Below are 11,378 nucleotides of genomic sequence, written 5' to 3'. Positions count from 1 at the left end.
GTGTGCCAGCGAGTCAGTAGAATGTAGCGATAAGGAGATTTTTGGCGATGGCGCATATGGTGTTCTGCGCGAAGTATAAGCAGGAGATGGAAGGGCTGGACGAGCCTCCGTTTGACTCGGATTTTGGGCAAAAGATTTATAAGAATGTGTCAAAGAAGGCTTGGGGCGAGTGGGTGGAGCGGCAGAAGATGCTGCTGAACGAATACCGTCTGCAGCCGTGGACACGTGAGGCGCAGGAGTTCCTGGTGGAACAGATGAATGAGTTCTTCTTTGGGAGCGGCGGCGAGCTGCCGAAGGAGTATGTGGCGCCGACGCATTAAGGCTTCGGGGCGAATTAACTTTTCTGTCCAGTGGTAGACTGGACGTACCCCGCGCGGGCTGAAGAGCCGGCGCATGCAGTGACGGTCGGGACGTGGCTCAGCCTGGTAGAGCGCACCCTTGGGGTGGGTGAGGTCGCTAGTTCGAATCTAGTCGTCCCGACCATTTAACTGTAGGGATCCAACCGCCGTCACTTCCTGCAAACGAATTCCCGTCCCACTGAGGCAGGATGAGGTCATCGAGATTTTGACGATAGACGCTCTGCACTCTGACGGTGTGCCGCGCTGTTGCAATCTCTGTCTCTTTGAAATGAGCTAGTAACATACGGAATGAGTGCCGCTATATCTAGGACAGCGCTCCGGAGCAACACCATTTATTGTGGATAAAAATGCCCCGAAATTCACGGTGCTCTTCCAGCCCCGCGACACACACATCATGTCTTTTCAGGAATCCCTTCCACCAGAACGGTGAACTACTAAGCCCTGTGTCTAGATAGCGTCCTATTTCACGCGAAGAAAAAGGGCAACGCCGTCCATTGCACAAACTTGTTGGACCAGGTCACAGATTACAACGAGCTGGTAGACTTCTCGAATCATTTGGATGGCCCATGAGCTCAGGTACCGCGCTACAACTTCACCACATCGGCTATGCCGCGGCCAGCATCGGTCCCATCGCAGCAAGCTATGTCAGCCGCTACGGCTACGAACTCGTGACCCCTATCATCCACGACCCGCTGCAGACAGCCTTGGTTCAGTTCTTGAAGCTGCGCGGAGACTGCTCCTACCTTGAATTGGTCGCGCCCGACGGTCCCGAGAGCAAGCTCGCCAATGCGGTCAAGCGCGGAAGCGGCCTCAACCATCTTTGCTTCATCGCAGGGCCACTCGAAGAAGCTATTTCCCAGCTTGAGGAGGCCGGAATGCGCCTGATTTCGGAACCAAAGCCAGGATTGGCATTCGCCGGCCGCAGGATCTGCTGGCTGATTGGCGATGATCTACTGCCGATCGAACTTGTCGAACGCAGCAGCGAGGGTGACCTCTGCCCACCTGGCCTCGCCTAACCTCGCTCTCATCCTCGCGGTGCTGAACACCGCGGCGGTAGCTGTCCGGATTGTTCTTTGCGGAGCTTTCCAAGTCGAAACCTCGCCATTCCCGCTCGGGTTAAGAGATTGAGAGCCAAGTTGAACGCGAGGGTGTTCATGCAACTCGCAATTCGTTCAGCCATCAGAATCTCCTCTTATATGCATACATGAACTCGTTCGACAGGGTTCAGCGCCACCAAATTCCCTCACAACTTAGCGGCTCTCCTTCGCGCTTGGAGTGAGCCAGGACATCACCGAGGGCAAGCAAACCGAAAACGCGGCGTGGGCAAGGTTTGCCGGTGAAAGAGAATGTCCGCGAGACAGCAAGGAAAGTCGGTGCCCAGGCGCGCGAAAGACATCGGTAGGTAACCATACTACGGTCGAACTTTAGTTGTTTACTGGAGATGCTAAGAGAAACACGGCGGGGCATGATCGGACAAATGCATGGGTGGGTACCCACCACCTCCACGTCAGCGTCTCAGGCTTAGAGCGGGAGGGATTCTGTAAACTGGTCCCAAGATACAGCGCCTGTCGATTCTGCCGACCTGAAACGATCCGTCCTCAGCGCAAGACGTGTGGAGAAGCATGGCCTTGCCAATAGGTGGTATCGTATTTTCGGAAAGAGGCGGTCTATCGTCTGTTCATGGGTATTGATCAACTCAGCGCCGTCGATCTTCTGCTCAAGCGTAAGAGCCTGCGCCGCCAATTTGGTGCAGCGGCGAACCTCCAGCCAGTTCGGATTGCCGTACTCGGCGGCTCTACAACCAACGAGGTTGTTGACCTTCTGGAAATTCTACTCTTGGCTTCTGGATTCAAGCCCGAGTTCCACCAGTCCGAGTACGGCAGGTTTTACGAAGACACAGTGGTGGATCCAGCGGACCTAATCTCATTTGCGCCTGACATCGTTTACCTTCACACTTCTTACCTGAATGTTCGAACGGTACCCCCTGCGAACTCTACCGCAGCCGACCGACAGGCCTGCGTCGATGCTGAACTTTGGCGCTATCAGCAGATTTGGCAATCGATCGAGCAGAACGTCTCCGCTCAGATCATCCAGAACAACTTCGAGCTACCGCCCTATGCAACCTTCGGGAACATGGATTCTTCTTCGAACGGGGGTGCGACCCGGTTTTTTCTAGAGATGAACGCCGCATTTGCGCGGGCTGCAGAAGCTGATCCGCGTTTGCTTCTGCACGATATCCATAGGCTCTCATCAAGAATTGGGCTGAATCAATGGTTTGATTGGACCCGTTACTTCAGCTACAAAATTCTTGTTACCAGCGAAGCCAGTCTGGCTATGGCGCGTTCCATTGCATCGATGGTTCGAGGAATCTACGGAAAAAGCCGGAAAGTGCTCGTACTCGACCTTGACAACACCTTGTGGGGCGGTGTGATTGGCGACGATGGCATAGACAACTTACAAATCGGCCGCGAAACTCCAGTGGCAGAAGCCTACACCGCTTTTCAGGAGTACTGCTTATCGCTGCAGCGGCGAGGTATTCTGCTCGCAGTCTGCTCAAAGAATGACGAGAAGATCGCTAAGCAAGGGTTCGAGCATCCCGATTCGGTGCTGAAGCTCGAGCACTTCTCCAGCTTCAAGGCAAATTGGGAACCGAAATCCGAAAACATCCTCGCGATCGCGAAGGAATTGAATCTCGGCGTGGATAGCTTCGTTTTCGTGGATGATAATCCGGCCGAACGCGCCATCGTCGAAGCCCAAATCCCGGAGATTGCCGTGCCCGATGTTGGCAGCGACGTTACCCGGTTTGCGACTCTCCTCGACGAAGGCCGCTACTTCGAACCGGTTTCGATGTCACAGGAGGACCTCTCACGCGCCGCTCTATATCAGGCCAACGCCGCCCGCAGCCAGATGGAATCAAAGTTTGCCAACTACGGCGAATATCTCGACTCCCTCGAGATGACTGCCGAGATCGAGCGTTTCAACTCGCTCTACCTCGATCGCATTGTTCAACTCACGAATAAGGCAAATCAGTTCAACCTGACAACCCGTCGATATACCGTAGCCGAGATGGAAGGCATTTCCCGCAACGGCGAATACATCGGTATTTATGGCAAGTTAAGCGATCGCTTTGGCGACAATGGCCTGGTCTCGGTGATCCTCGGCCGGCGGGAGTACCACCTGCTTCATCTCGATCTTTGGCTGATGAGCTGCCGCGTCCTGAAGCGTGATATGGAACTCGCTATGCTTGATGCGATCGTGCAAAATGCTTTCGAAGCGGGCGTTCGCGTGATTCAAGGGTATTATCTTCCGACAAAGAAAAATGGCATGGTCGCGGACCACTATGAGAAGCTGGGATTTCGTCCGGTCTCCGTCGACCCCGAAACCAAAGCCTCCATTTGGAGCCTCGACATTTCTGACTACACCCCGCGCAACCGACACATCAAAGTTCTGGAGACCGTACGTGGATAGCATTCTTGAAGAACTGCAATCGATTTTTCGTGACATCCTCGATCAGCCCAATCTCGTACTGACACGTGAGTCGAACGCGAGCAACGTCGAGGATTGGGATTCGCTATCGCATATCAACCTTGTGATGGCGATCGAGCGGCGTTACGGTATAAAATTTGCTTTGGGCGAGCTACAGGAACTGAAGAATGTGGGCGACATGATCGACCTTATCAAAACAAAGCTCTCGGCAAAATGACGCTGCACGTTACCCTTGTGCCACTGTCTGCATTACCTTCAGCAGTACCCGAAGTGACATTGAGACTGCCTCGCCGGTCGTCTAAGAATGGCATGCGTAGGTATCTGGAAGTGGAGATCATCCCGGCCTATCTGGGCTATCGCGATCCTTGCTTATCTTGACAATCACTCCGCGCGCGGAGGTCCGAAAGCCAGATTGCGTTGTTAGCCCAATGGTTTGCGGAAAGGTTCGATAAGTGCTCTTCAATTCATTTGTCTATATCGCGAGCTTCCTGCCCGCCACGGTGTTGCTATGCGTCTTCCTTCGCAGAGCCTTCGGCCCTCTCGCTGCGCAGCTATGTATATTAGCCGCATCCTTGCTGTTCTACGCTTGGGGGAAGCCTAGCAATCTGATCTTCCTTGCAGCGTCGATCCTGGCGAACTGGGCAGTGGCGAATTTCATGAGAAGGGCACCGCAGCACGTTCGCGGGTATTGGCTACGACTTGGAATCATCCTAAACGTGGCATTTCTCTGTTCCTTCAAGTATTTCAATTTCTTTCTCGGAGTTATCCCTTACTTCGGATCGCATCACGTCCTTCCTAATCTTGCATTCCCGCTTGGAATCAGCTTCTTCACGCTCGCGCAAATCATGTACCTTGTCGATTGCTCTGACGAATTGGTCCCTGCGCTTAATCTGCTCGATCATGCCACCTTCGTCTCGTTCTTTCCCTACGTGATCTCCGGTCCAATCGCGAAGGCAAAGCGAATGGTGGGTCAATTTGGGAACTTCGGTCACCCGCCCGGCGACTATTACGAGCTACTCTCGCGCGGCCTTTACCTCTTCGCAATGGGAGCATTCAAGAAGACAGTCTTCGCTTTTTGCTTTGGAGCTATCGCCGACTCCGGCTTCAATGTAACCGGGAGATTGTCCGGGATTGAAGCATGGACCTACAGCCTCGCCTTCACCTTACAGATTTACTTCGACTTTAGCGGATACACCGACATGGCTAGGGGTTCGGCAATGATGCTCGGGATCGAAATCCCGCGAAACTTCGACGCGCCACTGCGATCGAAGTCGATCATCGAATTCTGGGAGCGCTGGCACATCACACTATCGAACTTCATCACCTCCTACATGTATACACCGATCCTCAAATCATTCAGTCGGATCACTCTCCGCACTGCTGCGGTGGCAACTATACTTGCCATGACAATAGCGGGCTTGTGGCACGGTCCGAACTGGACATTCATAGTATTTGGCGCCCTACATGGGGTGGCGCTCGCAATCAATCAATACTGGCGCAAGAAGAAATTGCCAAAACTCCACTGGGCTCTTTCCTGGGGCTTAACTCTTGTTTTTGTCGATATCGCGTTCATCTTCTTCCGATCAAATACCATCCCGGATGCGGCCAACTTCATTAACGCGCTGTTCAACTATCATCAACCCCTCGCATTGGAGCACCTTGCGATGACCCGAAGGAGCTTCAGTATGACAACCTTCGGCGTCCCGCTGCTGCTAGGTGTAATCGTGGCGTTCTACGGTCGCGGATCTGATCAAATCGCCCGCGAACTCAAGCCCGGCTACCGTGATGCCCTTTCTGTCGCCGGAATATTTCTTGTAGCTCTCATTTTTATGAATTCCCATATCTCACAAAGCTTCATCTATTTTCGGTTCTAGGATTTCCCTATGACCTACCGCCACTGGTTCTACCTGACATTGTTTTTTACCGTTACGTTGATTCTGGTCGTCGGTGCGAGTAGCTTCGCCATCGATATATTTGGTGTGTTTCGCAACCCTCAGGGTAGGCAGTTGAGGGTGTATAACAACGAACGCACCGCAAAATACCTGCTTAACGAGCGGTATGTGCCCGAGAACTTTAATGGATTGCTGATAGGTTCTTCAATGTCGGCAAATTGGGACGTAAGTGCGATTCAAAATTTTCGAATCTATAACGAATCAATCGCGGGCGGCAACGCAACCGAAGAAAAGCTACTTATAGACCAGGCTCTCCCTGCGGGGCATTTTCTCATTGCATTATGTGTCTTCGCCCCTGAAATGACTATCGATCACGACATCAAGGAGAAAGGCATGGGCACGCCAAGCAAGGCGGAGGCGCTAGGCTCGGTGACGATTCTGCGTGAGGAATTTCGCAAGGAATTTGATCTGCTTTCTCGTGAAGGGCCTGAGTATTTTCCGAACGGCGACAGGGTGATTGAAGCTAAAAAAATGCTTGCGGACTGGCTCCCTCCTGTGTGGCCGGTGGATCCCGAAGGGATACGTGATTATGACGCTTTGCTGAGCGAGCTTCGCTCGCATGAAATCAAGATAGTTTTTGTGGTACCGCCCGTCCGTGCGAACATCCTCGAGGCCCGACGCGGTTTTCTCCAGAGTTACAGGTTGCGAGTAAACCCTATCCGCCCGGGAGAGGCTCTTATCGATTTCAACAGCAACAAATATGACGAGTTCCGAAAAAATCCGGATAACTACATCGACGACGCGCACCTGACGCCCGCCGGCGCTCAGGAAATCAGCCGTGCACTGAATGAGGAACTACAGCTCATACTCGCGCGCCAGCGCTGAAGAAGGGCGACGGGAAACCTATACAATCGATCTAGCGAACGGCTAGATGTTCGCCTTCGCACGTCTGCGGGACGCATGGAAAGAAGGGCGACGTCTATTTGTCTCTGGCGTTCCCGGCACCAATTGGCTCCCGATGTGTCGTAAAATATGGCTCCGCCAGTCGAGGTTGGTCACATCAGTTCGGATAGCCGGAGGCTTCACTGCAAGCTGTTCGAATTGTCTGCAGGCGAGGCTCGCCCGATCATAACTCGAAGCTCTAACGCTGCGGTTCCAAGTCTTGACGCCCAACGCCACGTGGAGCCGCCTGCGCCATTTGGCGGACGGCTCGCGAATACCATCTCGACATTCTGGTCTTATGGGGGGATCCGAGTCGCTCCCGGATAACGCGCAGACCGGAACTTGAGTGTGAGCAATTGCGAACAGGGCTTAGCACTCATTGAGCTGTGGTACGAGATCGTCCACGACTGGTACGAGAACGCGCTTCTTGAATTGCTTTGCCGACCAATCAAATTGGATCAGTTAGTCGATTCCTCCGGTACAGGCCCGCCACACTCGTCGCACGCCCCACCTGATCTCCAGCAGCCTCACTCATCAGTCTCTGAGAAGTCCAAAGTTCTGAAATCGTCTAGTAGGGCCGACCATTTATCTTTCGCGATCCGCACAATTGGTGGGTGAGGTCGCTAGTTCGAATTTAGTCGTCCCGACCAATTCTCTTTCTTTAGCCATAAGGGCTAATACTCATCGAATTGTTGCGATTCCGAGAGCTGCAGCGTTTATCGAAACTACACAACGCTGCAGAGAGTTCTCAGAACCGAATTATGATTGCTACGCCTTCCACATTAGACAGATTTGAGCGCGGAGGAAGCCGTCCGTTGACTGCGGATCAGCACTATTACCACCATCGCTCCAATGAACGGGATCAATCCGCAAACGATCATGATCGGGTCAAACGCGTGCGTGCCGACGGCAGTTCTGGAATCGGTGAAGTAGCCGATAGCCTTAAATCCGACAATAGTGCCGAGGCCGGCGGCGGCGCCTGAGAGGCCGCTGACGCTGGCCACTCCTCCGGGTTGATAGAGGTCGGAGGGCAGGACGTTGGCTACGACTGAGAAGCCCTGGTAGGTAAACGTCGCGATGGCGAAGAGCAGAGTGATCACCAGCAGATTGTGAGTAAAGATGGTGAAGATCAGGCTGAGCGTTCCGAGGCCGCCAACCAGGACGATTACCTTGCGTGCCCGCAACACAGGCCATCCGCGGCGAATGAGCCATCCGGAAAGGATTCCGCTGACATAGGCTCCGGCGTCAGCGGCGAGAAACGGAACCCAGACTGCGAGGAGGCTGTTGCTGAGCGTGAACCCTTTCGAGACCAGGTAAATGGGAAACCAGTCGGTAATGAAAAACCAGACAGGATCGGTGAGAGCGCGCGCCGCAACGGTGCCCCAGGTCTGCCTGAGGCGCAGAAGAACCCTGAGTGGGATTCGCTCGCTGGAGTCGTGCGTTCCGCTGGTCCGCCTCTCGTTTTCGAGCAGAGAGAGTTCTTCAGGTGAAATGTGCGGGTGCTGCTCTGGGCTGTAGTAGAAACGGCGCCAGAGAAACAGCCAAACGACGCCCAGCAAGCCGGGCACGACGAATGCAGGTCTCCATCCCCAGTGATCGTAGATCGAGAAGATCAGAAAGGGAGCGATGGCGCCCCCGAGCGAGGAGCCACTGTCAAAGAATGCGGTGGCAAGAGCGCGTTCTTGAGCGGGGAACCACTCGGAGACGGCCTTTGTAGCGGCTGGCCAGTTGGCAGACTCCCCGAGTCCGAGCAGGGATCGAAAGCCGAGGAATGCGCCAAAGCCGTTGGCGAGAGGCGTCAGGAGCGAAGCTGCCGAATAAAATGCGACGGTGATGGATGTGCCTTTGCGAGTTCCGACGCGATCCAGGAATCGTCCGCAGAAGAGTTGGCCGAGCGTGTAGGCGATGCGAAAGCCGATCACGAGATCGGCGTAGTCAGTGTTGTCCCAATGAAAGATGGTCTTGAGGTTGGGAGCGAGCAGCGCCAGAGATTGACGGTCGAGATAGTTGATGACTGTTGAGGCAAAGAGAAGCGCACAGATCCACCAGCGAAGGGAATGTGAACGGGAGGACGGCCGCTTGTGCAGACCGAAGTCCTCGAGTTCACCTGCTGTGGCTGCGGACTGTGGCATTGTGGTCTTGTGCGCCTGGAAGATTAGTTGATGAACTATTGCGTGATTTCGTGCAGAGCGCTGGAGTAATAAGCGCCGCCGGCGGCGCCAGTGTTCTGATGAGCCTTGATGAACTGGATGATGTGCTGGCGGTTGGTCTCGGCCTCCGGGAAGTCCTGGCTGGTCCAGAAGCGTTTCGATTTGTCGAAGTAGCCGATGCGGCTGAGGAAGGCGACACCGAAGTGCTCGCCTTCTTCGATGGAATCGTCGCCGCCGGGGCCGGGCCTGAATGATCCGTCCGGCTGCAGCGATTCGGTGAGACACCAATGCAGCATGCGGTTGATGATTTCGGCTCCGCGCTCGCGCTGTTCAGGGGTCATCTCGTTCCAGGTCGCCCGCATGAGCACGATGACATCCATGTTGTCATGATTGCTCTGATTTTCGCTCCAGCCTGCGGGGTACTTCATGTCCTGAAGAGCGAACAGAGTTCTCGCCACTTTGCGCTTCAGTGGCACATCGTCGTCCAGAGCGACGACGATGTGAAAGGTGATGCTGAGATCGTCGACGTACTCGCGCCGGCTGTCGTGGATGTAGCTCTCACCCCACCACCCTGTCTGCTGATTGCGGTATTGATTGAACGTGAGGTTCAGCAGTTCCTGCTTTAATCGCGGGTCCCAAGGGTATTCTGCAGGATCGCCTGCGACGATGAGACGGATGAGATCAACGAAGGCTGCGTTGAGCTCCTTGCGGTGATCGACGCCGGTGCGCGCGACGTCGGAGGTGGTGATGGACGCGAAGTAGGCACGGAGCTTTTCAGGCGAATTGACGCGGTCGAGAAGACTGAAGCGGTACTTCGGAGCAATGCCTCGGGCCTTTTCCATCTGGAGAACGTCATAGGATGCGTCGAGGCGCTCGAACCACTCCGTGTAGCAGCCGCCCCAACTGCCGTCATGAGGATCTTCCTGCTCCGCTCTCGATTCCCTCTCCGGATGGGCCAAGCTTTCCTTCAGGTCGCTGAGGCGCTGGTCGATGCGTGGGAAGTCTGCCGTGTAGCCCAGCAGCCATCGAGTCTCGATGGCGATTTGGTGCGAGCACGTGACCTTCTCTCCGGCAGCCTCGCGCGATTCGATCTGCGCGGTCAGTGCGTTGAGCTCGTTTCGCCGCGGCACGACGAACTCACGGTAGTGAGGATTGAACTTGACCATGTCGGAGCGAATGTCTGCTTCGTGATTACGATCGGCCTTCGGAACCTGTGCGTTCCCTGTCTTCGCAAGACATAGCAGGACGATGCCCGACAACAGTGCAATCTGTTTCCTCGACATACGGCCCCTCGATACTTATTGTGTGCGATACGGTCAGTGCGCCCGCATGCGCCGGACGCACGATGCATTCCGCATCTGTTCGTTCATTAAGAGAAATGCACCGATACCATGAAGGTCGTCGGTGTTCCGCGGACGGGCCAGATAGTATGAGAGGTCTCCTACGACAGTGCCGGCACAGATATTCGTTACGCTGACGTCGTGGTCGGCGTGAGCGATTAACTGCGTCAGCATGCCGCGATACCCCTTGCACGCTACCGCTTCGTACGTGCCCGGAACATATCCTCGCTGAACCGCCCTGGAGATGACGTAGATGTACATCGACGAAGCGGAGGATTCGAGCCAGTTGCCCGGTTGATCGCGCTTGTCGACCACGTTGTACCAGAGACCGGTCTGCGGATCCTGGAAGCGGTCAAACGCCTCCACAAATTGGTTGACCAGCGCAATCAGCTTCGGCCGGTAAGGATTGTTTCTCGGCATTACGTCGAGCACCTCAATGAGCGCCATACCGTACCAGCCCATGGAGCGGCCCCAGAAGAAGGACGAATGATGCGTGCCGGGCTGAGCCCACGGCTGAGTGCCGGATTCGTCGTAGGCATGGAAGAGCAATCCTGTCCTGGGATCATTGAGATGACTGGCGTAAATCAACAACTGCTTAGCGGCTTCGTCGCACGCGGCGTTGCGGCCTCCGAAGAGCTCCCCATATTGAACCAGGAATGGCAGCGACATATAGGTGCCATCGAGCCATAGCTGATCGGTGTGATCGGTGACCGCGCCGTGCCAGAGCCCACCATCGCGAGTGCGCGGGTAGGAGTCGAATCGTTTGCGAAGTCTCTCGGCCGCCAGCTTGTAGCGTGGCTCGTGAGTGTCACGATACAGCGAGAGCATCAACATACCGGGCTGGATGTCGTCGAGAGCATCGATCGGGTGATCGATCTCTCCCTGCGCGTTGACATGAGCATCTGCCCAAGCCTGGATGTAATGGAGATACTGCGGATCACGCGTTCTCTGATACACCTTCTCGATGGCATAGAGGGTGAGGCCACGCGTGTAGCCCCACGGTCCCAGCGAGGCTGGCGTTGGATGGTTCTTGATCGTCTGTTGTACGACGGCGACGGAGAGATCGCTGGGAAGCGATCTCTCCGCGCCGGTCACCGACCCGTTCTGCGCCCCCGCAGACCGGATGGCTCCGTAGAAAGCCGCAAGCAGCAGGGCGAGCGTTGCTGCGGAACGGCGGTATCGCTTGATGTTGACCATATTCCTCGACAC

The 11,378-nt window shown here is 55.1% G+C and carries 9 protein-coding genes and 1 tRNA gene; 7 read left to right on the top strand and 3 right to left on the bottom strand.

Annotated features, from left to right (window positions below; genetic code table 11):
- Nucleotides 1–47: 47 nt before the first annotated feature.
- The 7 genes from VGU25_17345 (at nt 48) to VGU25_17315 (ending at nt 6,622) form a co-directional block, all read left to right on the top strand.
- The gene (locus VGU25_17345; GenBank protein ID HEV2578974.1) at nt 48–320 is read left to right on the top strand and encodes an oxidative damage protection protein; all 273 of its coding nucleotides are present in this window, start codon (nt 48–50) and stop codon (nt 318–320) included.
- Nucleotides 321–406: 86 nt separating this feature from the next.
- Nucleotides 407–483: transfer RNA gene (locus VGU25_17340), tRNA-Pro, on the top strand.
- A 442-nt stretch (nt 484–925) separates the two neighbouring features.
- Complete coding sequence (locus VGU25_17335) at nt 926–1,375, top strand: VOC family protein (GenBank protein HEV2578973.1); 450 nt, start codon at nt 926–928, stop codon at nt 1,373–1,375.
- Between the two features lie 664 nt (nt 1,376–2,039).
- Nucleotides 2,040–3,827, top strand: coding sequence for an HAD-IIIC family phosphatase (locus tag VGU25_17330; GenBank protein ID HEV2578972.1), 1,788 nt, complete (start codon nt 2,040–2,042; stop codon nt 3,825–3,827).
- The gene (locus tag VGU25_17325) at nt 3,820–4,062 is read left to right on the top strand and encodes an acyl carrier protein (protein HEV2578971.1); all 243 of its coding nucleotides are present in this window, start codon (nt 3,820–3,822) and stop codon (nt 4,060–4,062) included. The genes VGU25_17330 and VGU25_17325 overlap by 8 nt, the downstream gene beginning before the upstream one ends.
- 235 nt (nt 4,063–4,297) lie before the next feature.
- A complete protein-coding gene (locus tag VGU25_17320; GenBank protein HEV2578970.1) occupies nt 4,298–5,719 on the top strand; it encodes an MBOAT family O-acyltransferase in 1,422 nt (473 codons plus the stop codon).
- 9 nt (nt 5,720–5,728) lie between these two features.
- On the top strand, nt 5,729–6,622 hold the full coding sequence (locus VGU25_17315; protein HEV2578969.1) for a hypothetical protein: 894 nt from the start codon (nt 5,729–5,731) through the stop codon (nt 6,620–6,622).
- An 839-nt stretch (nt 6,623–7,461) separates the two neighbouring features.
- Here the strand turns inward: VGU25_17315 and VGU25_17310 are convergent.
- The 3 genes from VGU25_17310 to VGU25_17300 are packed head-to-tail and all read right to left on the bottom strand — an operon-like array spanning nt 7,462 to nt 11,366.
- Nucleotides 7,462–8,811, bottom strand: a complete 1,350-nt coding sequence (locus VGU25_17310) for an MFS transporter (protein ID HEV2578968.1) — start codon at nt 8,809–8,811, stop codon at nt 7,462–7,464.
- A 35-nt stretch (nt 8,812–8,846) separates the two neighbouring features.
- Nucleotides 8,847–10,112: a hypothetical protein gene (locus VGU25_17305; GenBank protein ID HEV2578967.1), complete on the bottom strand. Its 1,266-nt coding sequence runs from the start codon at nt 10,110–10,112 to the stop codon at nt 8,847–8,849.
- Between the two features lie 33 nt (nt 10,113–10,145).
- A complete protein-coding gene (locus tag VGU25_17300; GenBank protein HEV2578966.1) occupies nt 10,146–11,366 on the bottom strand; it encodes a glycoside hydrolase family 88 protein in 1,221 nt (406 codons plus the stop codon).
- Nucleotides 11,367–11,378: the final 12 nt, after the last annotated feature.

This window comes from Acidobacteriaceae bacterium (genome assembly GCA_035944135.1).
Taxonomy (GTDB): Bacteria; Acidobacteriota; Terriglobia; order Terriglobales; family Acidobacteriaceae; genus Granulicella.
This window is presented reverse-complemented; position numbering and strand designations above follow the sequence as displayed.

What these genes read in the sequence shown, in the direction of transcription:
- VGU25_17345 (HEV2578974.1), top strand. Translation starts at nt 48, where the DNA reads ATGGCGCATATGGTGTTCTGCGCGAAGTATAAGCAGGAGATGGAAGGG.
- VGU25_17305 (HEV2578967.1), bottom strand. Translation starts at nt 10,112, where the DNA reads ATGTCGAGGAAACAGATTGCACTGTTGTCGGGCATCGTCCTGCTATGT.
- VGU25_17330 (HEV2578972.1), top strand. Translation starts at nt 2,040, where the DNA reads ATGGGTATTGATCAACTCAGCGCCGTCGATCTTCTGCTCAAGCGTAAG.
- VGU25_17300 (HEV2578966.1), bottom strand. Translation starts at nt 11,366, where the DNA reads ATGGTCAACATCAAGCGATACCGCCGTTCCGCAGCAACGCTCGCCCTG.
- VGU25_17310 (HEV2578968.1), bottom strand. Translation starts at nt 8,811, where the DNA reads ATGCCACAGTCCGCAGCCACAGCAGGTGAACTCGAGGACTTCGGTCTG.
- VGU25_17335 (HEV2578973.1), top strand. Translation starts at nt 926, where the DNA reads ATGAGCTCAGGTACCGCGCTACAACTTCACCACATCGGCTATGCCGCG.
- VGU25_17315 (HEV2578969.1), top strand. Translation starts at nt 5,729, where the DNA reads ATGACCTACCGCCACTGGTTCTACCTGACATTGTTTTTTACCGTTACG.